Origin of the sequence: Anabaena sp. FACHB-595 (genome assembly GCF_048568275.1) — a bacterium.
Lineage (GTDB): Bacteria > Cyanobacteriota > Cyanobacteriia > Cyanobacteriales > Nostocaceae > Trichormus.
Window position 1 is genome coordinate 2,133,207 of the sequence record NZ_CP183473.1, and the last position, 25,786, is coordinate 2,158,992.

At 41.3% G+C, this 25,786-nt stretch carries 19 protein-coding genes, 1 pseudogene and 1 riboswitch; of the genes and pseudogenes, 10 read left to right on the forward strand and 10 right to left on the reverse strand.

Annotated features, from left to right (window positions below):
• Window positions 1-63: 63 nt before the first annotated feature.
• Window positions 64-2,073, reverse strand: coding sequence for a glycoside hydrolase family 10 protein (locus tag ACN222_RS08815; protein WP_010995944.1), 2,010 nt, complete (start codon window positions 2,071-2,073; stop codon window positions 64-66).
• Window positions 2,074-2,344: 271 nt separating this feature from the next.
• A complete protein-coding gene (locus tag ACN222_RS08820; RefSeq protein WP_010995946.1) occupies window positions 2,345-2,581 on the reverse strand; it encodes a hypothetical protein in 237 nt (78 codons plus the stop codon).
• Between the two features lie 596 nt (window positions 2,582-3,177).
• Between ACN222_RS08820 and ACN222_RS08825 the strand changes: the two genes are divergently transcribed.
• A complete protein-coding gene (locus ACN222_RS08825) occupies window positions 3,178-4,179 on the forward strand; it encodes a cyanophycin synthetase (protein ID WP_010995947.1) in 1,002 nt (333 codons plus the stop codon).
• Between the two features lie 36 nt (window positions 4,180-4,215).
• Here ACN222_RS08825 and ACN222_RS08830 read toward each other — a convergent pair whose 3' ends face one another.
• The 5 genes from ACN222_RS08830 to rbsK form a co-directional block, all read right to left on the reverse strand.
• Window positions 4,216-4,953, reverse strand: a complete 738-nt coding sequence (locus ACN222_RS08830) for a cobalt-precorrin-6A reductase (RefSeq protein ID WP_010995948.1) — start codon at window positions 4,951-4,953, stop codon at window positions 4,216-4,218.
• A gap of 107 nt (window positions 4,954-5,060) precedes the next feature.
• Window positions 5,061-5,453, reverse strand: a complete 393-nt coding sequence (locus ACN222_RS08835; protein WP_010995949.1) for a DUF1636 domain-containing protein — start codon at window positions 5,451-5,453, stop codon at window positions 5,061-5,063.
• Window positions 5,454-5,469: 16 nt separating this feature from the next.
• Window positions 5,470-5,647: riboswitch (cobalamin riboswitch) on the reverse strand.
• Between the two features lie 150 nt (window positions 5,648-5,797).
• Window positions 5,798-7,645: a vWA domain-containing protein gene (locus tag ACN222_RS08840; RefSeq protein WP_010995950.1), complete on the reverse strand. Its 1,848-nt coding sequence runs from the start codon at window positions 7,643-7,645 to the stop codon at window positions 5,798-5,800.
• A gap of 275 nt (window positions 7,646-7,920) precedes the next feature.
• Window positions 7,921-8,526, reverse strand: a complete 606-nt coding sequence (locus ACN222_RS08845) for a DUF4360 domain-containing protein (RefSeq protein WP_010995951.1) — start codon at window positions 8,524-8,526, stop codon at window positions 7,921-7,923.
• A 97-nt stretch (window positions 8,527-8,623) separates the two neighbouring features.
• A complete protein-coding gene (gene rbsK / locus ACN222_RS08850) occupies window positions 8,624-9,547 on the reverse strand; it encodes a ribokinase (RefSeq protein WP_419756896.1) in 924 nt (307 codons plus the stop codon).
• 216 nt (window positions 9,548-9,763) lie between these two features.
• Here rbsK and ACN222_RS08855 point away from each other — a divergent pair, with 216 nt between their 5' ends.
• Window positions 9,764-12,223: a dynamin-like GTPase family protein gene (locus tag ACN222_RS08855; RefSeq protein WP_010995953.1), complete on the forward strand. Its 2,460-nt coding sequence runs from the start codon at window positions 9,764-9,766 to the stop codon at window positions 12,221-12,223.
• Between the two features lie 526 nt (window positions 12,224-12,749).
• Window positions 12,750-15,971, forward strand: a complete 3,222-nt coding sequence (locus tag ACN222_RS08860) for a glycoside hydrolase family 15 protein (RefSeq protein ID WP_010995954.1) — start codon at window positions 12,750-12,752, stop codon at window positions 15,969-15,971.
• Between the two features lie 126 nt (window positions 15,972-16,097).
• Here the strand turns inward: ACN222_RS08860 and ACN222_RS08865 are convergent, their stop codons facing one another.
• On the reverse strand, window positions 16,098-16,721 hold the full coding sequence (locus ACN222_RS08865) for an exopolysaccharide biosynthesis protein (RefSeq protein WP_010995955.1): 624 nt from the start codon (window positions 16,719-16,721) through the stop codon (window positions 16,098-16,100).
• A gap of 303 nt (window positions 16,722-17,024) precedes the next feature.
• Between ACN222_RS08865 and ACN222_RS08870 the strand changes: the two genes are divergently transcribed.
• The 5 genes and pseudogenes from ACN222_RS08870 to ACN222_RS08890 all read left to right on the forward strand — a co-directional run bounded on the left by ACN222_RS08870 (window position 17,025) and on the right by ACN222_RS08890 (window position 22,764).
• The gene (locus ACN222_RS08870; RefSeq protein WP_010995956.1) at window positions 17,025-18,536 is read left to right on the forward strand and encodes a hydroxysqualene dehydroxylase; all 1,512 of its coding nucleotides are present in this window, start codon (window positions 17,025-17,027) and stop codon (window positions 18,534-18,536) included.
• 965 nt (window positions 18,537-19,501) lie between these two features.
• Window positions 19,502-20,337, forward strand: a pseudogene (locus ACN222_RS08875) (transposase); the annotation flags it as partial.
• A gap of 235 nt (window positions 20,338-20,572) precedes the next feature.
• Window positions 20,573-21,292 (forward strand): GDSL-type esterase/lipase family protein, encoded by a 720-nt coding sequence (locus tag ACN222_RS08880; protein WP_010995960.1) that lies wholly within the window; start codon window positions 20,573-20,575, stop codon window positions 21,290-21,292.
• A gap of 83 nt (window positions 21,293-21,375) precedes the next feature.
• The gene (locus ACN222_RS08885) at window positions 21,376-22,227 is read left to right on the forward strand and encodes a polysaccharide deacetylase family protein (RefSeq protein ID WP_044521067.1); all 852 of its coding nucleotides are present in this window, start codon (window positions 21,376-21,378) and stop codon (window positions 22,225-22,227) included.
• A gap of 102 nt (window positions 22,228-22,329) precedes the next feature.
• On the forward strand, window positions 22,330-22,764 hold the full coding sequence (locus tag ACN222_RS08890) for a hypothetical protein (RefSeq protein ID WP_010995962.1): 435 nt from the start codon (window positions 22,330-22,332) through the stop codon (window positions 22,762-22,764).
• A gap of 99 nt (window positions 22,765-22,863) precedes the next feature.
• Here ACN222_RS08890 and nrtS read toward each other — a convergent pair whose 3' ends face one another.
• Window positions 22,864-23,112 carry a nitrate/nitrite transporter NrtS gene (gene nrtS / locus ACN222_RS08895; protein ID WP_010995963.1) on the reverse strand — a complete coding sequence of 83 codons (249 nt, stop codon included), beginning with the start codon at window positions 23,110-23,112 and terminating at the stop codon, window positions 22,864-22,866.
• 97 nt (window positions 23,113-23,209) lie between these two features.
• Here nrtS and ACN222_RS08900 point away from each other — a divergent pair, with 97 nt between their 5' ends.
• Entirely contained in the window at window positions 23,210-23,632 is a 423-nt protein-coding gene (locus tag ACN222_RS08900; protein ID WP_010995964.1) for a YraN family protein, read from the forward strand.
• 285 nt (window positions 23,633-23,917) lie between these two features.
• Here the strand turns inward: ACN222_RS08900 and ACN222_RS08905 are convergent, their stop codons facing one another.
• The gene (locus tag ACN222_RS08905) at window positions 23,918-24,307 is read right to left on the reverse strand and encodes a hypothetical protein (RefSeq protein WP_041457080.1); all 390 of its coding nucleotides are present in this window, start codon (window positions 24,305-24,307) and stop codon (window positions 23,918-23,920) included.
• Between the two features lie 222 nt (window positions 24,308-24,529).
• Between ACN222_RS08905 and queA the strand changes: the two genes are divergently transcribed.
• Window positions 24,530-25,723: a tRNA preQ1(34) S-adenosylmethionine ribosyltransferase-isomerase QueA gene (queA, locus tag ACN222_RS08910; protein WP_010995966.1), complete on the forward strand. Its 1,194-nt coding sequence runs from the start codon at window positions 24,530-24,532 to the stop codon at window positions 25,721-25,723.
• Window positions 25,724-25,786 lie beyond the last annotated feature (63 nt).

Genomic DNA, 25,786 nt, shown 5'->3' on the forward strand with positions numbered 1-25,786 from the left:
GGATGAGGGAGAATAATCAATTTCCCACTCTCTACTCAACTCCCCCCTCAGCACTCCCCACGCTCAACTAACGCTAATGACTACACCCTGGCTCTCATTTGCTAACCTGTCTACTGCACAGACAGCATAGGTTCCTGGTTGGACTGTGGCAAAGTTTGTCCCAGCAGACAAGACTCGCTGTAGTATCCAATTACTGCCACTTTGACGATAGAGTGTCCAAGAACGGACTGGTTGATTATCTCCTGGTTGCCAACTGAGTCTGCGGTTGTTGACTTGCAGTTCTTTTGGTGGAGGTGGTGTAGTTGCAGTCTGCCAAGGCATAGCAGGTGCTATGGCAGGTGTAGTATAAAGTGAATTTTGGAAAGTTGTCGATATATCTTGGCGATTTTCAATGATGGAACTGACGCTAAAAAAGATATTGCCCAGAGATAGTTCTCCGGCTTGATTGCGGCTGATTTTGACTTGTTTTTCTATCTCTTCATTTTTCCAAGCCTTACCGTCAAGTTGTCCAATATTGTTACCTGCGTAAATGTGTCGCCGCTTAGAATTAATTTCTGTCCACCATTTCAGCAATACAGGATAACTCTGATTGGTTTGGTCAGTACGCCAATATAGTTGCGGTGCTAAATAATCCACCCAGCCTTGCTCTAACCATTTCTTGGCATCAGCATACAGTACACTATAGGCATCCAAGCCTGTGATTCCTGGTGGCTGTCCGGGGCGATAGATGCCAAAGGGGCTGATACCAAATTTAACGTAAGATTTTGTCGCTTTGATTCCTTGAGACAGTCGCAACACCATTTGATCAACGTTTTGCCGTCGCCAGTCGTTTAAGCTAAGTTGTCCACCTGCTGATTTATAGGCAGCGTAGGTTTTATCATCGGGAAAAGCCTGGCCTTGAATGGGATAGGGATAGAAATAATCATCGAGGTGGACTGCATCTATGTCATAACGGCGGACAACATCAATGATGACGTTGTAAGCTCTATCTTGGACAATTTTTATCCCTGGGTCCATCCACAATTGATTACCCCATTGATAGACTACCTCTGGATTGGTGACGGAGATGTGGGGACGAACGTTAGGCGCACTCCTGGTGCTTGTTTTGGCGCGGTAGGGGTTGAACCAAGCATGGACTTCTAGGTTGCGTTTGTGAGCCTCGGCGATCGCAAACTGTAATGGGTCGTAAAATGGTTCTGGAGCTTTGCCAGGAGTCCCTGTTAGCCAAGCACTCCAAGGTTCTAACTCGGACGCATATAAAGCATCTCCTTCTGGTCGCACTTGCAAAATTACGGCGTTGAAATTCAACTGTTGGAGACGGGTAAGAATTGCCACCAATTCAGCCTGCTGTTGAGCTACAGAAAGTCCAGCTTTGGAAGGCCAATCACTATTCCAGACTGTGGTTATCCAAGCCCCCCGGAACTCTCTGTTATGGCTGACTCGCACGGTGGGTAAGGTGGGTTTTGGGGGTATCACCAAGTAAACAGAGGCAATCTTTTCTGCCTGACCGAGATAAACTAAAGCTTGATAAATAATTGTGGCGACATCACCACGAGTAGCCGCCGTAGTGAAGTTAAGTGATTTGATATTGGGAAAACTGGAGATTAAACCTGCACTAGTGGCGATCGCAATTTGATTTCTGCCATAAGCTGGTATATTAGCTCCATCTTGATAAATTTCCGGTAATTTTTCTAGTAAATCCGGTTTAATCTTTGTCGCTATTTCCAGTCCATTGACTAGAGATACTAAGATATCCCCCCTAGAGATTTGATTACTAGGACGGAAAGTTTTATCAGGGAAACCACTCAAGAATCCGGTTTCGTAAGCTTTTTTAATGGCATTTGCTGCCCAATTACTTGTCGGTACGTCAGTAAAATTAATGTACGGACGTTTTACGGAAATATTAAATACGGCTGCAACTATAGCGGCGAACTCAGCACGGGTAACTGAATTATTAGGGCGAAAAGTTCCATCAGGATAGCCATTTAAAATCCGTCTTGCTGCCAAAGCTTCGATGAACGGACGCGCCCAATGGTTGGGAATATCTGAAAAACGTGTAGTAGTAGATACCATCGTTATTTGCTGCTAGTTTGCTTGATTGTAGATATCCTTGGCAAATCTAGCAATATGAGAGCGTTACAGGAAGCGATCGCTATAATCTCACCAAAATTCCCTGAATATTGGGTCGAAGCTGCATAAAAATGCAGTCCCGATGCAGCAAATTTCACAGTCAAACATGAAAGATGTCTTTCTCACCCTGCTACCCCAGCCTCCCATGCTTTTTCAAGTTAGGGGTAGGGAAGCCTTACACCCCTACACCCTGAGCTAGAAACATAGTCAAACTTTAAATAGCTGCTTCTTCACGTTGACAGTCAAAAACAATCATAAAAGAAGCATTCGGTATTACTTGGCGTAGATGCTGTATGTAACCATCTGCATCAGAACGACTGCGAAAGCGAGCCACAATCTCACGTTGTGTATCAGGAAGCAACCGCGCAATAGCCCAAGAATTTAGACGTTGTTTATAGGCGATTGGCTGAGTTTCAGAGTTTGTTGTTGGGTATTCAGTGTTTTGTGGCATGATTGTCTTAACCGTATAAAGTTTCAGTAAGGTGTTAGTAAATATCTGAACAGAAATTTACTAACTCTTTTTTTATGATCTGCCACCTTGTTATTCCATTATTTAAAAATTGTCAACACTGAGTGCTATATTTTAGACCTAACTTAAGTTATGAATTGTAGCCACTTCCTAGTTGTAAATCAGCGATAGACTGGCTTTACTACAGATTATTGACTCCAGTTGTTTAGCAGCGATCTCCAACGATAGAAACAAAACTTACGCTGAAAATTAAATTTAGTAAATTGCCATTACTGTAGTTCTTGGTATAATTTCTTCAGATAAACTTAGTACTAGTATTTATTTAAAATATGTTGTATTAAATCTTACAATAAAATCGAGTTTTCTAGTATATATTCTGTCCTTATGTTATATAGTATATAAGTGTTTAATAAGAATGAAATCTTGGTTAGATTGCTTTAGATAATTTCTTAACATTCACATAAACTTTCAAGATAAATGGCAAAATAATTGAATTTATTAGTTATTAGTTTTTATCTTGACCAAGGTTGAGATGTTAGTTAAAATTCCTGCATTAAATTATACTTTTGGACTAAAAAATGCCATTAGTCACGTCAATAATTCAGAAGATAGCACCCCAAATAGGTGCGGTTGTTGTGGTAGATCCAGAATATGAATTAGTGGGGCATATTACATTTAAAAATGGGAAAAAATCATTTTTTAGTACCACGAAATTAAATATTAACGGTTTTGGTTCCGCAGAGATAGCAAAAGATAAGGGTTATTCAAAATTTTTCCTTAAACATTTTGGTTATCATGTGACCGAAGGACAAACATTTTTTAGTCAGAAGTTTTGTAAAAAAATAGGTAATAAAAGAGATATTGATGCTGGATTTGAATATGCTAAACTTATTGGATTTCCAGTAATTATTAAACCTATTAATCTGAGCCAAGGAAAATTAGTTACAAAAGTACATAATAAAACGGAATATTATCAAGTAGCAAAAAAAATATTTCGAGCTAATGCAGGATTGATTGTTGAGAGATTTTATCTAGGTAAAGATTATAGAATTGTGGTGATAGACGATGAAATCATAGCGGCATATCAAAGGCTACCTCTATCAGTAATTGGAGATGGAAAATCAACTGTTACAGAATTAATACAACGTAAGCAAGATGGTTTTATCCAAACTTTGAGAAAAAAAATTATTGATGTTGATGACTTTAGGATTAAACGCAAGTTGCAGAAGCAAAGTCTCACTTTAAACAGTATTATTCCCAACGGTAAGGTTGTGTATCTTTTAGATAATGCCAATTTATCTAGTGGTGGTGAAGCCGTGGATGTTACGGACAATATTCATCCTGACTTTCAGAAATTGGCTTTAAATGTCACAAAAGATATGGGATTACGATTAATGGGTTTGGATATAATTACTCAAGATATTACCAGACCAATGGTAGATTATGTGATTATTGAAGTTAATGGTTCTCCTGGCTTGACACATTATGCTTCCATTGGCGATATTCAAACTAAGAGAGTGGAAGACTTATATCTCAAAGTTTTGAAAGCATTGGAAACCGAGTACAACAGCAAAAATTAAGTGGCTGTTATGAACGGAGTGTAGCAGAACTGATGATTACAACTTTTCTAGCAGCCAGGCTACCGCCGCATCTGTGTCTGTCACCTGTTCGCCGCCTGTTACGGCTGGACGATTGACCATGACAACTTGTACGCCTAGTTCTCTTGCTGCAACAATCTTGGCATAGGTGGCATCACCGCCACTATTTTTACTAACTAAAGTATCAATATTATGTTGAATGAGGATGTTTTTTTCTTGGGGTAGGGTAAAGGGGCCGCGATCGCACAATATCACCCCAGGCGGAACTAAAACACCAGCAACCGGAGGGTCAATCATCCGCATGAGAAACCAAATATCTTGTAGATGAGCAAAGGCGGAGAGTTCTTGTCTGCCAACAGTTAAAAATACTCTTTTGGCTTGATTTTTTAAAATAGCGGCGGCGGCGCTTGTAGTGTCAACTTCTATCCAGCGATCGCCTGCTACTTTCACCCAGGGAGGACGGATTAACATCAAACGTGGTATCCCCACCTCATCAGCCGCCAGCGCCGCATTCTCAGAAATTTGTGCAGCAAAAGGGTGGGTAGCGTCAATTAATAAATCAACCTGCATCTGACGCAGATAGTCAGCTAATCCAGGCGCACCACCAAAACCCCCCACACGGACGTTACCAGATGGGAGAGAGGGTTCACGGGTACGACCAGCTAAAGATGCGATCGCCTCAATACCTGGAATAGTTGCAACTTTAGCACTGAGTTCGGCTGCATCTCCAGTTCCACCCAGAATTAACAAGCGCATCGTCAAGTCGCTTCGCTCCAATTCAAAATTCAAAATTAAAGACAATTAGTGGGAGCTTGTTGGCGCAACCTTTATGTAAGGTCTTTTGCATTTTGAATGCAAAAAAGTTAGGTAGGAATCCTGGCGAGAATGCCTTTTTTCAAAGGTTCGGGACGTTCTGACCAAGGTAGTAAACCATCTGCTTTATCGTAGTATTTACCAGCACATTCCAATACCGCAGAGGCATGATCATCTACAGCTAAATCCCCAAATAAATAAGTTAATTTACCTTTCCCTGTAAAGGCTACAACACAAGAACGGTTGCAAGCACTCATACATTCCACTTCTTGGATAGGGAATTTATCGCGTAACTCCCACTCTTGTGCTAGCTGTTGGAGTTGATTTAAAAGTTTTTGACCACCGCTTTCACCTACACGTTTACCATCTTGCCAAACACTAGCGCAGGTTTTACAAACAAATAGTGTGTGTTCTGCCACACCCAAAGAATTATCAGTAGTCATCCGTACCTCGCAGATGTTGAGAATCGTCAATTTCGGCGGGCGTTCTGACTGGGAAAGTTACAAGAGTTTTCTTTCCTTCACAGTTGCGGGACAGCGCCGGACTTACACCGTTCACCTACGAAAGATTGCAGGTATACTTTCCCCGTTACCTCTGGTGACTGCTCCCCACCAGAACCGAATATTTATTTAATGGTAACATCTAGGACTTACGCATGAAAACGAAAAATCAAGGGTTTAGACAAGGGTGTAGGGGTATAGGGGTATAAATTTTTGAAACCCTTACACCCGGTCTCAACAGAAAATCTGGGTGCGTAAGTCTTATGTTTCCAACTCTTACCTTCTATTTAGTTAGTAATATTCGGTTGTAAAAATCGCTTAATCTCACCAGAAGCAATATAAGACTTGCCATCGGGTGCTGTCTTCACTTCCTCAACCACATAAAGCATTCCTTCCTCACGAATGGAACGGGGAAAACGCATATTCCAATCCGGTTCATATCCGTCGGAAACTACTCTAGCGCGTAACTTGCTGCCATCTTTGACGCATTGAATGAGAACACCATGATCTATGGTATCAGTGGTGGGAAGATCAGCCGCAGTAGCTGGGGCTTTGGAGGCTTTACTTGTGCTAGTTGACCTCGATTGTCTAGGAGCAACAAAAATATCTGTTTCGCCAGGTTTGGCAAAACGGCTGACTTTGCCAACTACACGGTAGAAAGAGCCATTGCTTGACAATTCTAGCCCTTCAACAATATACCGCGCTCCTTCAGCACGAATAGAACGGGGAAATTGAACATTTTTAGTTTGGTCGTAACCATCAGATATAACTTTAATCCGTAGTTTACCGCCTTCGCGGACGCAAGAAAGTTCCACACCAGTACCGATTTCATTGACAACCGGCATTGCGTATACTTCATCGCCAGCAGTGACACCGCGCCCCGCCAAATCACCGCGATTGCGCGTCATTGTCTGATAACTTTGATCCCGCAGTTCTTTACGTCCGGCGTTACCTAGAGCTTGTTGTGCGATTCGACCTGCGAAATACTCCAGCTGATCAATCTCTTCCGCAATTTCAAAATTCTCATTTAAGCCTTGGTCTCGGAGATACTGCACCAAATCACGGAGGGTTTTTTCCGCAGCTTGATGCTGACCATGTTCTGCTAATTCGAGGGCTGTTTCTTTAGCTTTAGCGATCGTCAGGCGGCTGAGGTCAAGGATAATATGACTGGAAGAGGCTAACGCTGATTCCTCAACTGTCCCAACTTTGGTTATAACATCTGTTGTCCCGGAAACACTTTGAATAATGTCATTCTGCACTACATCAGCACTGTAATGCAGCCTCATCAATGGTAATTCACCTACTTGAGCAGAGGATATCATCAAACTCAAACCCAGAAGTTTGTCTTCTCCCTCGTAAAGCTCCCCCAAGGTAATTACAGGTTGACCAGCTTCATTTTGGCTAACTTTAGCAAGACTTAAAGTATCAACCAGAGTGATACCATCAGCTAACTCTAGTGTTACTTTCAAGTTTTGACCTACTACAGATCTAAGACTATCTAGTTCAATGCTAAAAACTTCTGCTGCTTCATCAATGCTTTGAATGAAGTAGAAGTTGCCATTAGCAGCTCTCGCCATCCCAATTAGTAGATCCTCATTGAAACCTTGAGCAAAACCCAAAGTAGTTGTAGTAATACCTTCCTCCGCTTTTTGGGTTGACGTGGCTGTGAGTATCTTTGGGTCTTGAATACCCATATTGGCGTGACCATCAGTCAGCAGCAGCACACGATTAATTTTTTGCGGATCGAGTTGATGCTTGACATATTCGCAGCCCTTAAGCCATCCCCCCGATAAGTTAGTAATACCACCCGCCCTCACCTGACGTATGGACTTTTTGAGCGCAGGTTTGTCAGTTACAGGTTGGGGTGGAACAACGGTATCTACTGCATCATCGTAGACGACCACTGAGAGAATATCCTTTGGCTCAAGTTGATCTACCACAGATTCAGCCGCCTTCAGCGCATGATGTAAAGCTGCACCTGCCATAGAACCTGAGCGGTCAATTACAAGGGAAAGGTTAAGGTTGCGTCGGGGAGATTCGGGTATTTCCGCACGAAAACGCAGTAGGATATTAGCCTTTAATGAAAATCCGGCAGGTAAAATAGGTTGGTCGAATTCATAACTTGTTTTTACCATTTCATTTTCCCCTGTGAGTTATTTGTCATCAGCCGCAACCCTGATGATGTTTAAACACTAAGTGTTGTCATTAGTGTACCCAGGATGTGTTCATGATTTAGGGTATAGAAATTGCATGAGATTCAGACTGCTATACATATCAGTCTGCTCAGTCCGCTTGTAGCCGCGATTTTCGTCGTTAGTTACAAGATACGTCGTTAGTTACAAGATATAAGAAACCCAGTCTGACATTTTGGTAAAGCTAAGAGTTTTTTGACTCCTAGCTTTGAAAAAACCTAACGGCACTTGCGATATTTAACGTGATAAACCAAGCCACGGTGAGCTAGGTCAAAAGAGTCAACAGTTGCCATCCCTTGCCCACTAGCAGTCATTGCAGCATTCACACGCATATTTACACTGTCACCACAACGTGACCAAACATTACCCACAGTAACTAATTTATCTCGGACGTTGTAGTCGGTTTCGCCTCTAAATGTTCTGGAGAAAACTGGCCCGCGCTGACCTGCAAAAAAGTACTCTGCTCTTAGTCTCCCAGTGGTACCAGGAGCAACATAGCCCCGATAGTCAGCATCATAGAGGGAAATTTGAAAGCCTTGGGGTACTTTAATCGGAATGCTCATATTACAGCTTTTGCGACGTTCTGCTGCTTTATTGCCTAGAGCGATAAATTGATCAAATAGAATACTTAACTCTTGACCATCAGGGCTAACATTCACACTAGCAGACCCATCAGGGCAACCGTTACCACCATATTCTGCACCTAAAATTTCAACTTTGTTATTAGCAAGGGCAGGCCCAACAGAAGCCATAATCATCGTGGAGGCAGCCAGAAAAGCTTTTACAAAGTTGATAGATGTTTTCGTGAAGTTTTGCTTGGTCATGAATCTACTCTCCTGTATGGAGTATCTTGAATAGTTTTAAATTCAAGTGCAATCCGAGGAATTTCGGAAACTTTAAGTATAAGAAACTTCACAAAAGTCACAAAACCCTTTCCTTGAGGAAGGCCTCAAATGTCAACTTGTCAGGCAACGAAGTTTGTGCGCCTAATTTTGTTGCGGCTAAAGCACCTGCCGCCGCACCCCAAATAACTGCCTGATGTAAGGAAAGCCCAGAATAAAGTGCTGTTGCTAAACCACCATTAAAGGCATCACCAGCCGCTACAGTATCAAGCGTATCCACGGAGAAGGCTGGGACAAAAAATGTCTCTTTGTTTGTGGCACAAACAACACCTTTAGCGCCCAGTTTAACGATCGCACTTTTCACGCCCTTTTGCAATAACACCCCTGCTGCCTTTCGCGCTGCATCTTCCCCGTCTACCGGAAAGCCCACAAGTTGCCCAGCTTCTACTTCATTGGGGGTAATGATATCAACAAAGGAGTAAAGTTCTGTTGGTAAATCTGATGGTGCAGGTGCGGGGTCTAAAATTACTGTAATATTGTTACTTCTTGCTGCTTGGGCAGCTGCGATAACGGCAGGTACAGGAATTTCTAATTGTAATAGCAGGGCTGTAGCTGTTGGTAATATGCGTGATAATCGTTCTACATCTACTTGATTGACTCGCCCATTAGCACCAGGAATGACAGCTATTTGATTTTCACCGTTATGAGCTACGGTGATCATCGCCACTCCAGAACTTGCAGTTTCATCTACAAAAATATTGTCAGTTTGTACGCCAGCGTCTTGCAGATTTTGCATCAGTTCTGCACCAAAACTCTGTGCGCCGACGCGTCCCACCATCTGGGTAGGAACTCCCAATCTTGCTAATGCTACAGCTTGGTTTGCACCTTTACCCCCAGGAACCTTGAAAAAGTCTTCTCCCAGTAAGGTTTCTCCTGCACCTGGTAACTTGGGTGCTGTGGCAACTAAATCTATATTGATGCTACCGAAGACGATAATGCTCATGATGATGATTTAGGACTTACGGATGAAAACGAGAAATCCATTCAACACACATGATATTAAACTGATTTGTCAAGTAGGAAGCTAAATAATCAAGTTGATTAATTCCAAATATATGCCAAACTCTAATGTTAACAAGATGAATTTGGTATGTATTAATACTGAAGTTTTAGTATAAAGTTTTTGCTAGGTTTTACATAGAAGCTTATAGGTGCTTTTATGTCGGGTATGCCTTTACAGTGTCATAATTTAAAAGAGCAAGTTGAGTCTATATTACAACTTTTACAGCAGGAATTATCTTTGCGATCGCAAGATATCACGTCTGTCCAAACTTCTCTAGGTAAAGCGATTTCTCCCAAGTTTGAAATTGTGTTTGCTGGTGCATTTAGTGCAGGTAAATCTATGCTTATTAATGCACTATTAGAACGGGAATTGTTATACAGTGCAGAAGGACACGCTACAGGTACAGAGTGCAAAATTGAGTATGCAGAATTAGAGAAAGAACGGGTAGTTTTAACTTTTTTAAGTGAGGTAGAAATTCGGGAACAAGCAAACTCTCTGTGTCAACAGTTGGGATTTACGACAGCAGTTAATATTAATCAAGCTGAAGTGGTTAGCTTATTACATCAAGGGTGTGAAGCAATTATTCAGCAGGAGGGTGGAGAGAGTAAATCAGAACGTGCCAAACAAGCTAAAGCATTAATATTTTTACTACAAGGATATGAGGCGAATCGTCAACATATTCATACAATAAATAATGCTACATATTCGATGGAGCATTTTAACTTTTCTAATCTGAAAGAAGCGGCTGGATATGCTCGTCGTGGTAGTAATAGCGCCGTATTAAAACAGATTGAATATTTTTGCAACCATCCGCTTTTGCAAGATGGAAACGTAATTATTGACACCCCAGGAATTGATGCACCAGTGGAAAAAGATGCACAACTAACCTACGCCAAGATACAACATCCTGATACTTCGGCGGTGGTGTGTGTGCTGAAACCTGCTTGTGCTGGTGATATGACGAAAGAGGAAACAGAACTTTTAGAAAAGATGCGGCAAAATGGGGGAATACGCGATCGCGTGTTTTATGTCTTCAACCGCATCGACGAAACTTGGTATAATAATCAATTAAGGCAACGTTTGGATGATTTAATCAACGCGCAATTCCGGGATACAAGCAGGGTTTATAAAACCAGTGGGTTACTCGGTTTTTATGGGAGTCAGATTAAACAAACAAGTACTCAAGATAGATTTGGTTTAGATTCTATTTTTGGAGAAAGTGCCAAAGGTGTAAATGGTAATGAGGAAACGCCACAGTTTGTTTACGCCTTTAATAACTATTGTGTCAGTTCTGGTAAATTAGCTTCTAGTAATTTTCGGATTTCTCTCAATGGTTTTGAAACACCTAATCAAAACTATATACGGATTTTAGCTGAACAGGGAACACCGTTAATTAATCAATTAATTCAAGATAGTGGGATTGAAGAATTTCGCACAGCTATCACACGTTATCTAACTGAAGAAAAGCGTCCCCAGCTTTTTAAAAATCTCGCCGATGATTTAGAAGATATTTGTATTAATCTGAAAAAACATTATCAGACTGTGCATCGTGACTTAGATAGTCAGCCCCGTGAAATTGAGATGATGAAGGCGCAGGAATTACAATATCTCAATCAGCAATTGCAACAAGTTGGTAAAGATTACAACCTACACATCACAGAGGAGGTTAATCATGTAATTAATCATGCTTGTGACAGATTTGAGACAGATTTTCGCCAATTGCAATCACGGTTGATTCGTCGTTTAGATGAATTATTGGATACGTTTTCTGTAGCTGATGCTTATCGTCGTGCGACTCTGAGTCATCCACGTAATGCTACTGCGCCATTACTCGCAATTTTAGTAGAGGCGTTTTATTATTTGGCGAACCAATTAGAAGATATATTAGTAGATTCATCTCAGGAACTAATGACTAATCTTTTCCAAAGGTTGATGGAGAAGATTCGTAAATCAGAATATTATCGCCAGTTGTATCGTTTGCTGGGTAACGATGCAGGAATTGAACAAGAACTCAAAGCTTTAGAAAAACGTGTGACTCAATCTCTAGTAGATGCAGCTAGTGTAGAATGCGATCGCTTTGTTAGAGAAAGTCCAAAATTTTATGATGAAAATACTTTTTCTATATATCAATTCCGCCAAACTTTGCTGCAAACTTCACAAAGTTACGATAGCGAAAGTATGGTAGAAGCAGAGCCAGCAATTAGACAATTATTAAAGTTGGATTTTGAGCCAAAGGTTTCTCATACTATTCGTAAAACCTTCCGTCAGACTATTAACCAAATTCTCAAAACTCAATTGTTACCAATGGCGGAACAGCAAGGAGATGGGATTTTACAACAGTACCCACAAGCAAGAGTTTATTTAGAAGAAAGACTCCAACAAGAAGCAGAGGAAAAGATTAATAATAATAACCGCTTACTTGGTGTCGTGGAAGGAAAAGTAGATGTGTATAACACTGCGGTTGCTAATATCAATAATTGTTTACAAGCGATGCAATTATATGACCATTTATTACCTTTAATTAACCTGGGCGAGTTAACAGTTGTTGATCAGATTGCAGCTACTAATGGTGTGGTTGTCTCTGACGGGTTATTGGATGGAGTGTCGCAGGTTTAGGAATTAGGTTTCTGTAAAGTCCGCCTGTGCGGACTTTTTTTGATTATACGTGTTGTTAAATATTCTACTTTTAACTTATGAGTAGAACGACTTGAAAAAAACAACCTATGTTAAGTGATGTAAAAATACTAGACTTCAGTTCGTAGTAAGGACTTTAGTCCTTTTCTGTTCGCGGAGCGTCTCGCAGAGAGAACTAAAGTTCTCACTACAAACCTTTAATTATTTACTTTGTTCTACTAGATTCATCTGATCACAGATGCCTGCGACTATGCCTTACTTGGTCATTTTCAAAAATACAGTATTTACGATCGCACCTGCGGAATCTGGGTTAAAAGACTGCAACTGTAATATTTCCCATTGTGAAAGGGTTTCGTGAGCATTCCTTAACAATCATGTGACCAAATGCTCACTAACGCGAGATAATAATAAATCCTCACCACCCTCTGCTGTAATACGCCCTCGCCTTGGCTTGGCTTACATAATTGACACCACAGGGTAAATCCGCAAGCTGCGTTTAACTTAGATTATGAAAACAGCCACCGAATTACAAGCTCGACTGGAATATTACTACCAGCAAATCAAAACCGTGATTATGATACGTCAAAATCCCATCACTGGTTTGTTACCTGCGAGTACAGCAATTACTGCCCACGGTGATTATACAGATGCTTGGGTCAGAGATAATGTTTACAGCATTTTGGCAGTTTGGGGTTTAGCGCTGGCGTACCGTAAGGTGGATGAAGACCAAGGGCGTACCTATGAATTAGAACACAGCGTCATTAAGTTAATGCGTGGGTTGCTGTTTGCGATGATGCGACAGGCGCACAAGGTAGAACAATTTAAACAAACTCAGTCACCTTTGGATGGGTTACACGCCAAATACAACACCGCTACTGGTGATATTGTCGTAGGTGATGATGAATGGGGACATTTGCAATTAGATGCCACATCTATATTTTTATTGATGCTGGCACAGATGACTGCTTCCGGATTGCAGATAATTTACACCATTGATGAAGTCAACTTTGTCCAAAATTTAGTTTATTACATCGGCCGAGCTTACCGCACACCAGATTATGGTATTTGGGAACGGGGTAATAAAATTAATCATGGCAATGCTGAGTTAAACGCCAGTTCTGTAGGTATGGCAAAAGCTGCCTTAGAAGCGATGAACGAACTGGATTTGTTTGGTGTGCGGGGTAGTCAAGCATCAGTAATTCATGTGCTACCCGATGAAATCGCTCGCACTCGCAGCACTCTAGAATCCTTATTACCTAGAGAATCTGCTTCTAAAGAAATTGATGCAGCTTTGTTAAGTATTATTAGCTATCCAGCGTTTGCGGTAGAAGATGCACAATTGAGAGAACGCACCCTCAACGAGATTATCAACAAACTCCAAGGCAAATACGGCTGCAAACGCTTTTTACGTGATGGACACCAAACCGTTTTAGAAGACACCCAACGTCTGCACTACGAACCTTGGGAACTAAAACAGTTTGAGCATATAGAATGCGAATGGCCATTATTTTTTACTTATTTAGCCCTTGATGGGTTATTTTGTGATGATTCAAAACAAGCGCAATTTTATCAAGAGCAGTTAGAAAAGTTACTCATTGAGCGTGATGGCGTATCGGCCAACATAGGTCATAGCTTACGTTTATTACCAGAATTGTATTATGTTCCCGCCGAAAATGTGGAAGCGGAAAAGTTAGCCCCCCAAACTCAACCCCGTTTACCAAATGAAAATGTACCTTTAGTTTGGGCGCAGAGTTTGTATTATCTTGGTCAAATGTTGAGTGAGGGGTTACTAGCCGTTGGTGATGTTGACCCCTTAGGCAGACACTTAACTATAGGTAAAAAACGCGAAGCTTTAGTGCAGATTGTCTTGTTAGCAGAAGATGAAGACTTACAAGCACAACTAGCAGTTCACGGTATTGAAACGCAAACACCAAAGCAAGTAGCACCAATTCAAGTTAGACAAGCTAGTGAACTATCAACTATTTATACCCAAATTGGGCGTAACGATAAACTTGGTTTAACAGGTCGTCCAGTGCGGCGGCTGAGAAGTTTGACTACATCAAGAGTTTTTCGTCTCCGGGGTGAGACAATTGTTTTTTTACCTTCATTTTTAGATTCTCAGCAGTTTTACTTAACCCTTGATTACCATTTTTTGGTAGACCAGATAAGAAGTGAACTTGCATACATCCAAAAGTATTGGAGCGATTTAGGTCGTCCCATATTAACTTTAATGTTGACTCACACCATGCTGGAAACTGGTTCTCAAGCATTACTAGAACTCATGCAGGAATTGAAAGATGGTGTATGTAATGGTGTGGCAGTAAAATTAGGGCGACTGAATCAATTGATGCTGACAGGGGCAATCCAAAGAATTGATTTCCTGCAAGATGTGGAATTTTACCAGTCAGCAGTGCAAGATGCTGGCAAACGTTGTTATTACTTGGCTTATCATCCTGGGAAAAACTGGCGTTTGGGACATAGCCAAGAATTTCAGGTGGAATACGAAACTAACTTGGATTTTCTGCTGTCATCCTTGCGTGCATCAGAAAATTTATATGAGCAAATTGAATTATTGCAGACTTTGACTCGATTGCAGGGGTTGGAGTTTGATACAGGGTTTGGGACAAATCAACGAGTTACTGTAGCCGATTTACTGGATGAAGTTTACACCAAAGCTGGGGAGTTGGGTTTTTGGGCAGTGGTGCGGCGGGCGGCTGGTTTGCGGCAAATGGTGGATATTGGACTAACGGATGCAGTGACAAGTATTTTGATTAGAGGTAAGCAAATAGCTGTAGGTAGGGCTTACAGTGAAGCGTCATTGATTTCCGTACCGATGCCTCACAATGAAATTGCTGATAAAATCAATCACTTCTGTCGTGAGGATATCCGCGATCGCGTGCTGACGCAAGAAGTCCTGATCTATCTGGGTATCCTCATCAGATCACAAACCGAATCATTTCAAGGACTACTCACCCTGAGAGTTGGGTATCTCATCCTCTTAATTACCAGCGAACTCGCCCAAGAGTTAAAAGTTACCCAAGATGAAGCCTACGAACGCTTGATGGAACTGCCACCATTTGAAGTTAAGACACGATTACAGCAGGTATTAACAGCTTATCCAGGGATGAGTCAACTATTGCGCCAGCAGGAATCATTGCACGTCAAGCAAAAGGTAACTGATATTGACTGGGTGATCTTACCTGCTATTAGCGAAGAAATGGAAGTTCCTATCGGTGGTTGGCGACGCTTCCGCCAAGCCGAGGGTGCATTAAACCGCGTCCCGAAAAATTTCTTTCAGCAAGTTTGGCTAATCATGCAGCATTGCAAAGGGTTGGTCATTGGCGATAAATTAGAGCGACGCAATCGTTTAGATAGTGATGTAATTCTGTCAGAAATGACTGCCGGTGAAAAGAATTTTGCCCTACGCATCGAGCATTTGCTAAATAAAATCGAAGCGCCAGAATATCGCCAAGTTAATATTGAAGCATTAATGGAACTAGCTGCGATCGCCTCTAGAAACCCCAACCTACAAATCGAAGAATACATAGTACTAGATGTACTCATTGGCCACGCCGTACGCTTGGCTTGGTTAGAACAACATCCAGAACGCGGCGATCGCTATGATGAGGATAAGGCTTCAGCGTGGCGATCGTTTTACAATACTTCCCCTAAAGAATGCGCTACCTATATCCTCGAAGCCTTCAAGTTCTTGACTGAGTTTGTGAAATAAAGGTAAGGGTGTAGGGGGGTAAGGGTATAAGGGCAATAAATTCAAAATTAATAAATCTTGCCTCCTTTCTGCTAACTCAGCATGGGCTGAACGACCGCCTGCTGCACTTCAGCACCCCCCATTTTCTCATCTTCCTAACCAAGTCTTGATGATATCTAAAAGACTGGAACCGCCCCAAGCTAAGGCCATGAGAATGGAAGTAGTTAAAATCGCGCCCATTATACAGAGAACTAAGCCACCTAAACTAATTGCACCATCATCTTCTAATAAACCAAAACCAGTCACGAAAATACCCATTGCTGGCAAAGTGTTAGTTCCAGGGATGGGAATCATCATAGAAATTGCCATTAAGGCGATCGCAATCCCAATTGTTACTCTACCTGCTAGAGTAGTACAGATATAAGATAAACGGGGACGAGCGATCGCTTCAATTCTTTTTAACCAAGGAATTCCCGCCTTCAAGAACTTCTGGACTGTTTGCAGTTCAATTGGGTGATTCATCATTTTTTGTGGTAACCAAGGGCTTTTGGCACCAGCGATGAGCTGAATGGCTAATAGAAAAATTAGGACACCAAATGGTGTTGAATAACCAGGTGCAGGAACAGGTAAAGCTGATGGTAGAGACAAGATTACCAGCAAAAAGCCAAAAATCCTTTCTCCAGCCAGCAGCAGAATATCTGCTAAAGTTACTTTTTCTGGTCTTTCTTCTTCAAAAAAGTGGCGTTGTAATTCGTTAGATAGCCTAGCCATAGATAGTTAAATGTTTCCTTCTCTAAATCTGGAACAATCAATAAGTAGATTTTTATCTCTAATTTCTGTTGTCCAAGCACTGCCTGTGACAACTCAGAACTGCACACTAAACCAATAAAAGCTTAATTCTAATTTATTATCGACTTAAAGTAGTGCAATTTTTTTAGTCAATCCTTATACCCTTACACCCTCTACCCGTGTTTTCAGGGCAAAGTAATCAACAACCTACACTTATCGGTTCCCCACTCCCCACCCTCAGGACTGATAGATTAGTTGAGTGAGGGAACACAACAGGAGAGCAAAATGACAGAAGGGTCACAACAAAAACGCGTGATAGTTGTAGGTGCTGGTTGGGCTGGCTTAGGTGCTACCTACCAACTAGCAAAACAGGGTTATGATGTAACACTTCTGGAAGCAGGCCCCTACCCTGGTGGACTGGTGGCTGGTTGGCAAACCACAGAGGGTAAATCTGTAGAAGCTGGGATTCATGGCTTCTGGTATCCTTACAGAAATATATTTGCTCTCATTAATGAATTAAACATTCATCCCTTCACTACCTGGACTCGTTCCGCCCAATATTCCCCTGCGGGTTTGGAGGTAGAATCACCAATTTTTCAAGATTTGCCCAGACTCCCCACACCTTTAGGTACTTTTGTTTATACTCAATTTCAACGTCTGCCCTTAATTGACCGCCTCAGCGCCTTACCTTTACTGTATGCAGTGGTTGACTTTGATAATTCTGATGCGGCTTGGCGACGTTATGACAGCGTAACCGCAAGGGAATTATTCAAAGATTTTGGGGTTTCGGCAAGACTGTACAAAGAAGCTTTTGAGCCAATGTTATTGGTGGGTTTATTTGCCCCTGGGGAACAATGTTCAGCCGCCGCTACATTGGGGATGCTTTACTTTTTCATTTTGGCTCACCAAGCTGATTTTGATGTAGTTTGGTGTCGGGGAACTGTGGGGGAAAAAATATTTCGTCCTTGGGTGGAACGTATAGAAAAAGCTGGGGCAAAGGTGCTACCCAAACATCGAGTTACCGATTTAATTATTGATAGTAATAATCAAGCAACAGGCGTAGTTTGTGGAAATGAAGTATTTGAGGCTGATGCGGTGATTTTTGCCGTTGGTATTACTGGGATGAAAAAAATCGTTTCTAGTAGCCCTAGTTTACAAAGTCGAGCCGAATTTCGTAATTTAAACAATTTAGGGGCAATCGATGTTTTAGCAACCAGACTTTGGTTTGACCGCAAAATTGATATTCCCCGCCCCTCTAATGCTTGTTTTGGTTTCGATAATACTACAGGTTGGACATTCTTTGATTTGAATGCCTTACATGATGAATATAAAAATGAGGCAGGAACGGTAATTGAAGCTGATTTTTATCATGCTAATCAGTTTCTCAATTGGAGTGATGAGGAAATTGTTGCCACAGTTCAAAGTTATTTAACAACCTGTGTCCCAGGATTTGGAGAAGCAAAAGTAATTGATAGCAGTGTAATTCGCCTACCCCAGGCAGTGACTCACTTTGCCCCTGGTAGCTATCCCTATATGTTACCTGCCAAGACTAGTTTCGATAATGTCTTTATGAGTGGTGATTGGATTGTCAATCGCCACGGTTCTTGGTCACAAGAAAAAGCTTATGTTACAGGTTTGGAAGCGGCTAATTTAGTAATGTCACATTTGGGAGAAGGTACACCTGTTGAGATTTTACCAGTAGAAGCAGATGAAGCCCATATTCAAGTGGCGCGATCGCTCAACCAAACCGTACGTAAAGTAGGTCAATCCATCCTGCCTAACTTTTGGTTGCCCTAGTAGCGCAGCAAGCTTAATTTTTTGTTGAGATATAGCTGTCGCCAGTAGTGTTAGGACATCAATATATGATACGACCTAGCCACAAAAAGACCTTTCACCCAGTCCCCAATCCCCAGATAATCGAGAGAGCATATTTCACCCGGAAAAAAACCCCCTTTTGGGGGATAGGGTAATAGACGTTTGTTTGTAGTAGAATCAGTACTGTATAGTTAATTCGTCTACGATCACGGTAATCACTGTGGTCGTTTTTTTTATTTTAAGTTGTGAGACCAGGAAACGGGGTGAGGGGTCACAACTCCCACCACGAAGTACACCAAAAATGTTTAACCAATTTCAGTATTGACTCCTGAGTAACTACCACTCTTCTATGGCTCTCGTTAAATAAAAATTCAGACCCCTTGATTTTTAAGGCTTTGGTAAATTTAGGAGTAGGTTGGATTAAGGGACGTAGGCGCAGCCTTCTCGTAGAGTAACCCAACACGAAAAATCCTTGGTTTTGTTGGGTTTCACGTTGTTCAACCCAACCTAAATTTTTTTCTTTCATCAGAGTCATAAAATAGCACTACTCAAGTTGCACCCACCGGAGACTATCCGCCTCCGGCTCGGCTTATTACTCATTTAGGCATCATGTAAAAATAACTTGAACGATTTACCGAATAGTTAGATCATCAGAATGTAACCGAATTAAAGGCTTAGATCATTGGTGAAAGGTTAAGATAAAGCGCTTTTTGTCAATCAGTTAAAATACTCAAAACATCCTTAGTAAGAATGATAATCGTGTGAGGAGGAGGGGGAGGAAGCGAGCGACGCTCGCTTCCTCCCCCTATTTTTGATTATCATTATCTTAAAAGTCTTTAATAGCTTAAACAGCAGATAAAAAAGTATTGTAACGACGTAAACAGTGGACAACATTGTTAGGTAAATTCAATTATCAAACGAGGTAATGGAAAGTTTGCTTTACTACTATGTCCAAGCGACCAAAAGTCAACTCTGACCATGCACAGCGACATCACACTCCCACGATAGATAATGAAGCCCTAGCTAATCACTTAAAAGCTTTATTAACTCCAGCAGTTTTTGCTCAACAAAAATATTATAAGCAGTTAGGATTACGAGATAGAATTCTGAATTTATCATTAATGGTAGCAGCAGTCTTAACACTGTTATGGCGGCAAGTTCCTGGTGTTCAAGAGTTAAATCGTCTCCTAGCAAGAGAGGGTTTATTATGGTGTCATCCCACAAAAGTTGCTCAACAATCATTATCAGAAAGATTTTTAGTTATGACCATTCGGTTAAAGACCGATTGATTCAACTGGGTACTGTTCGTCGTGGCGCACCCGTTCTAACTTTACGTTTAATTGAACTCAAGGTTGGTAAAACTAGTTATTCTTATATTACTTCTGTCCTCGATCCGCAAATATTACCTCCCTATGTCGTTGCTGACTTATATCGGAGAAGATGGAGAATTGAAGAAGCTTTTTATGTGGTTAAACGTTTATTGGGACTGTCGTATTTATGGACTGGTTCTATTAATGGTGTGAAGTTACAAGTGTGGGCAACTTGGCTCTTTTATGCAGTATTAGTTGACTTGGGAGATGCGGTAGCTGATGAATTAGCTTTACCATTTGACCGCATTTCTTTGGAGATGATTTTTCGAGGTTTGTACCATTTCAGCGTTGCCTACGATAAAGGTAACGCTGATGACCCCATTAAGTACTTTGCTGCAAAAGAGAATCAAGATTTAGGAGTTGTCAAAGCCCTGCGAAAAACAGTCTCCAACCTGGATTTATCCCCTTTTCCCGCACCCTCTTGACAAATGTGCAATCACTCTAACCTCTCACCGATGCTTTTCCTCTGCCTAGAGTGACAAATGAGGGTTAAGGAGGTTAGGCAGGAGTGGGGACTGAACCATGATAACTGTCAACTGTCAACTGTCACCTCAATCAAGCTTTTGGGACAAAAGAAATAAAATATACCCCGTAATGGTGTAGAAATGTATAGAATCTTGTAAAGATATAAAATACAGTCTTTTTAAGATGCAAACATTTCCCGCTTATTCCTCAATGCAGCTGTCCTTATCACCAACTCAATGTCAGCCTTTGAAGATTATCGCACTGGGGGATAGTTTAGTATATGGCTTTGGCGACCCAGATAAGGGGGGCTGGGTGGAGCAGTTGCGGCGCTGGTGGATGCTGCCTGATAGCTCTGGTCATGTGCTGTACAATTTGGGAGTTAGAGGCGATCGCACTCAGCAAGTAGCACAAAGGTTAGAGGTAGAATTTCGGCATCGTGGCGAATTGCGAAATCGTGTCCCTGACTTAATTATTCTCTCTGTCGGCGTTAACGATTCAGCGCGGTTAACGCGTCTGAATGGACGTAACTGTACAGATTTTGCTTTATTTGAATCGGAAATCGCTTCCTTACTCGACCAAGCGCAGCAGCTTTGTCCTGTGCTATTCGTGGGGATGGTTCCAGTAGATGAAGCCAAAATGCCTTTTTTAAATTGCTTTTATTTTAATCATGCCGATCAATATCGCTACAAAGAAGCAACTCGCATTGCTTGCAATCAACGGCAAATTCCCTATTTAGATATTTTCGACCAATGGATGGCACGGGGGGACGCTTGGCGCAACAAACGTTTAACTGAAGATGGTCTGCATCCCAATACCCTGGGTTATCAATCTCTATTGGAAGATGTGATTCACTGGGAACATTTAGCCGGCTATCATACCCGACCGGACTATCAGCTCAAGTGATGGGATTGAGGAAATAACTAATGTCAATTTTCTCCAGATAAAAAATATTCGCCTATCATAGGGTGAGTTTTGGGAATCTTGACATGACCAACAACCACCTGAAAACAGAAAAATCTCTTGGCGTGATGGCGATCGCCACTTTTTTGGTAACTTGTTCTATTACAGTGGGTACTCTTTTGGCCTTCCACAGGAACCAATCTGTAATAGTCACCCAAGATTTACCAGTTCCCCGCAACCAAGTCGAATCGCCAGTTAAACCCCAATCGCCGCCACCACCTAAATTAGACAAGCTGACCTTTACTGTACCGATTCAATATCAAGGGAAAACAGTTTATAAGGTACAAACTAATAGTAACGAGAAAGTCATCGCTCTCACCTTTGATGATGGGCCTTGGCAAAAAACCACGCCAGAAATTTTGGAGATTCTCAAGCAAAATCAAATTAAAGCGACATTCTTTTGGGTAGGACAAGCTATACAAGCAAATCCGGACATAGCTAAACGAGTTGTAGCTGAAGGTCACGCTATTGGTAATCATACTTGGCATCATTGGTATAGACGCATGAATGAAGCCACAGCCAAGAGTGAAATTGAACGCACATCTGACCTAATTTACAAAACTACCGGGGTGAAAACTCATTTATTCCGTCCCCCTGGAGGAGTTTTAAACAATGGATTAGTCGCTTATGCTAAAAGCCAGAAAAACGCTGTAGTCATGTGGTCTTTGACTTCAGCCGACACTGACCCCCGTGCTAAACCTGAAGTATTTGTGAAAAACGTTGTTAAAGGTGCAAAACCTGGTTATATAGTTTTGATGCACGATGGTGGAGGCGATCGTCAAAGAACAGTAAAAGCCCTACCACAGATTATTAGTGGACTGAAACAGCAAGGGTATAAATTTGTGACAGTTCCCGAATTATTAGAAATGAAGCCGTAGTAAAATTGTACATAAAATTCGTTATTACTAATTAGTAAGTGAGCGAGAAAAATTCAAATTACATGAGCAAAATATAAATTATCTTTCGTACTCATTACTCCTATGACTCCAACTTTATTTGGTCGTTGGCAAACCAGACTGTTATTACTTGCTACCGTCGGTGTATTAGTATCCTCGCCTTTTGCAATGGGTTTAATTGGCCCCGGTGCTAATTCTGTTTATTTTTGGATACTAGCTTATGTCGCTATTTTTGGTTTAGGGTGGGATGTCCTTTATAACTATCTACAAAAGTTCCGTTGGGATCGGGATTGGCCGGCAGCTTATCAACTTATGGCTGGGATTTGGGAATTAATATTTGTTTTTTGTGGAGCTAAAATTTTTGGCTTCTTACCATTACCTATTCCGAAAGAAGTACTACCAGCAGATACTTTTTTAATACACTACAGTGTGGTTTGGTTAGCAGTTTTTATTGCTTCCCAAAGCATTATGAGAATTATATTTCCCCGTTGGCGTTTTCGAGGTGGACAATGGCTTTAAGAATTTAAAAGTGAAACAGATGATTATTAGGGTGGAATGCCCAGTGTATATCTTCTTGGTGGGCATTGCCCACCCTACAATTGAGATAAATTTATGACTTTACAGTGATTTATGGCGACGAATACTAATATATTGGCCATGAATATTCACAAAGTATGGTACTACATAAGTAAGCAGTGCCGAAACCCAGCGATCGCGCCCCATATTTCCTTGCAATAAAGCGCTACCATGATTGATAATAAATAAAATAGAGCCAACAACAACCGCAACCTTCAACGCAGTCGGTACGAACTTCGGCTCAATCAGGCTGGCAAAATATCCCTTCAAAAAACTAATCTTCTTTCCCATATAGCAGCAGTACTAGTTACCTACTCTATATTCCTAGCCCAAGTGATTAACTTGGACTGCAACTTGGTATAAAAACTCTAGATTACTCGATTATTTTATGTCACATTTAAATATTGCCAACTTAGGCGAAGACTTTGTAGCCCAATGGTTACAATCTACGGGTTGGATAATTTTACATCGTCAATTTTCCTGCCGTTGGGGCGAAATTGATATCATTGCCCAACACACTAGAAATAATCAAGAATCTATACTAGCATTTGTCGAAGTTAAAACTCGTAGTCCAGGTAATTGGGATGATGGAGGACGAGGTGCAATTACGCTGAAAAAGCAAGCAAAAATTGAGCGGACGGCAAAAATATTTTTAGCCAAATATCCTGATAAAGCTGAGTATATCTGTCGCTTCGATGTGGCGATTGTTGCTTATCAGGGAATTTCCCAGCAGGATCATGCTGCAATAGGAGAATATAAATTTCAGTTACAAGAATATATTCCGGCGGCTTTTGACTGTCTAATTTATTAAAGGAACACCAAACAATAAATTATCCGAAATTGATGGTTTGGTAGGGTGTGTCAGTGCGATAGAACCTAACTATACTCAGAAATTATTCATACTGACGCACCATACATTTTGGATATTTTTTTATTTGGAAGTCCCTAATATTGTTAGTGATTTTAATAATTGTTTTGATATTTGCTACCAGAAAATGAATCTTTTCATGACATTGGTAACTGGTTGTAAATGATATTTTGCTACCACTAATTACCAATTACCAATGAGCAAATACACAGTTTATGACCATCGATTTTACGCGAGTGTTTCTGGACAGTAACCTAGTCCTCTAACAAACTGTTGACGGAAAGCTTCTATTTCTTCTCTTTCTGGGCTACCATGTGAAACGATCGCAACTTGATAGCGGCGCATAACATCTACAGGACACTGTCCAGCTTCTAAGCTCCACAGTGCCATTTGCACACGCATCGGTGGCTCATAGCTAATTCCCAGTTCATTTAGGAAGGCTCGAAAATCACCATCTTCTTGGGACGAGACGGGATTTTTAAGTTTGATCCTAACCACCCAACCATCTATTTGATGAATCACGGTAACGAACGAAACAGGTAACTGGGGTCTACCGTGTAGATATTGAACGACCCTCAGAGTTAAACTGGCATTTGCCAGATAGTATAGGTATTCCATCATGGTGTTTGGGATCAAATCCAATCTTACATCTCTATCTTCCTCAATTGATTGGTATCCCGGTAGGGTAAATGCCCCCGTCTTTGCATGGGGGAGTTTACCCATTTATTATCAAATTGCTTAAGTGTTACGCCATAATGTCAATCTTATAATTTAGGTCTAAAATTGACTACTTTTGTCAAAAAAATGTAAACAAACTTATTCCAAGCATCGGGAATTTCAATGAAGAAACAGATATTACAATTAAACCTTGAACAAACTTCTAGTGCAGCAGCAGAGGATACAAATTTAGATTGTTCATTGGCTGGGTATGATTACGTACTACCGCCAGAAAGAATTGCCCAAAATCCGGCAGTTCCCAGAGACAGTTCTCGTCTACTAGTCGTCAATTCTCAAACAACAGGTAAAGAAACACCACCTCTACATCAAATTTTTCGTGATTTACCGGATATTTTGCGTCCTGGTGACTTATTAATCATGAATAATACGAAGGTCATCCCCGCAAGATTATACGGGCGTAAAAGCTCTGGTGCGGAAGTGGAAATTTTATTGCTAGAAGAGCGCAAGTTTAACTGTTGGTTGGCTTTAGTTAAACCAGGAAAACGCTTTAAAAAAGGCACACAGATTATTTTTGAAGGACTAGGTATGAGGAATTTGGGAATAGAAAATAGTCCCCAATACTCAGTCGCCAGTCCCCACCAGCTAACCGCTACTGTCTTAGAAACCGACAAAGCCACAGGAGGGCGTTTATTACAGTTTGATTTACCAGAGGGGCAATCTTTGGTGCAACTTTTAGATAAATTCGGGGAAATACCCCTACCACCCTATATCACTACATCTCAAGCGGCAGATGAACAGTATCAAACTGTGTATGCCGAGGAACCAGGAGCGATCGCAGCGCCTACGGCTGGGTTACACTTTACTCCAGAGTTATTACAAAAATTACGCGATCGCAATATCAATCAAGCTTTTATTACCCTCCACGTTGGTGTGGGAACCTTTCGCCCTGTGGAAGTGGAAGATGTAGCCACTCATCAAATGCACGAGGAATGGATTGAAGTCCCCGCCGCCACAGTGGCACAAATCAAAGCCACCAAAGCAGCCGGCGGTCGAATTATTGCTGTAGGAACTACAGTAGTCCGTGCCTTAGAAGGAGCAGCCGCATCTGGCAATTTACAAGAATTTTGTGGAAAAACCAACTTATTTATCTATCCTGGCTATAAATGGCAGGTTGTCGAAGGTTTAATCACCAATTTTCACTTGCCACGCTCTAGTTTATTAATGCTAGTAAGTGCGCTAATTGGCAGAGAACGCTTGTTAAATATATACCAGGAAGCGATCGCCTCTCAATATCGTTTCTACTCTTTTGGTGATGCCATGTTGATTCTACCGGAAGCCAGAGGAGTCGAGCAATAGAAGAGAGTTTGCATACAACCTCTGTAAATTAGTTACCCCTGCCGCCAAAATTTTTTAATTTTG

Coding starts and splice junctions, on each gene's coding strand:
- ACN222_RS08815 (WP_010995944.1), bottom strand. CDS start 2,073: ATGGTATCTACTACTACACGTTTTTCAGATATTCCCAACCATTGGGCG.
- ACN222_RS08820 (WP_010995946.1), bottom strand. CDS start 2,581: ATGCCACAAAACACTGAATACCCAACAACAAACTCTGAAACTCAGCCA.
- ACN222_RS08825 (WP_010995947.1), top strand. CDS start 3,178: ATGCCATTAGTCACGTCAATAATTCAGAAGATAGCACCCCAAATAGGT.
- ACN222_RS08830 (WP_010995948.1), bottom strand. CDS start 4,953: ATGCGCTTGTTAATTCTGGGTGGAACTGGAGATGCAGCCGAACTCAGT.
- ACN222_RS08835 (WP_010995949.1), bottom strand. CDS start 5,453: ATGACTACTGATAATTCTTTGGGTGTGGCAGAACACACACTATTTGTT.
- ACN222_RS08840 (WP_010995950.1), bottom strand. CDS start 7,645: ATGGTAAAAACAAGTTATGAATTCGACCAACCTATTTTACCTGCCGGA.
- ACN222_RS08845 (WP_010995951.1), bottom strand. CDS start 8,526: ATGACCAAGCAAAACTTCACGAAAACATCTATCAACTTTGTAAAAGCT.
- rbsK (WP_419756896.1), bottom strand. CDS start 9,547: ATGAGCATTATCGTCTTCGGTAGCATCAATATAGATTTAGTTGCCACA.
- ACN222_RS08855 (WP_010995953.1), top strand. CDS start 9,764: ATGTCGGGTATGCCTTTACAGTGTCATAATTTAAAAGAGCAAGTTGAG.
- ACN222_RS08860 (WP_010995954.1), top strand. CDS start 12,750: ATGAAAACAGCCACCGAATTACAAGCTCGACTGGAATATTACTACCAG.
- ACN222_RS08865 (WP_010995955.1), bottom strand. CDS start 16,721: ATGGCTAGGCTATCTAACGAATTACAACGCCACTTTTTTGAAGAAGAA.
- ACN222_RS08870 (WP_010995956.1), top strand. CDS start 17,025: ATGACAGAAGGGTCACAACAAAAACGCGTGATAGTTGTAGGTGCTGGT.
- ACN222_RS08880 (WP_010995960.1), top strand. CDS start 20,573: ATGCAAACATTTCCCGCTTATTCCTCAATGCAGCTGTCCTTATCACCA.
- ACN222_RS08885 (WP_044521067.1), top strand. CDS start 21,376: ATGACCAACAACCACCTGAAAACAGAAAAATCTCTTGGCGTGATGGCG.
- ACN222_RS08890 (WP_010995962.1), top strand. CDS start 22,330: ATGACTCCAACTTTATTTGGTCGTTGGCAAACCAGACTGTTATTACTT.
- nrtS (WP_010995963.1), bottom strand. CDS start 23,112: ATGGGAAAGAAGATTAGTTTTTTGAAGGGATATTTTGCCAGCCTGATT.
- ACN222_RS08900 (WP_010995964.1), top strand. CDS start 23,210: ATGTCACATTTAAATATTGCCAACTTAGGCGAAGACTTTGTAGCCCAA.
- ACN222_RS08905 (WP_041457080.1), bottom strand. CDS start 24,307: ATGGAATACCTATACTATCTGGCAAATGCCAGTTTAACTCTGAGGGTC.
- queA (WP_010995966.1), top strand. CDS start 24,530: ATGAAGAAACAGATATTACAATTAAACCTTGAACAAACTTCTAGTGCA.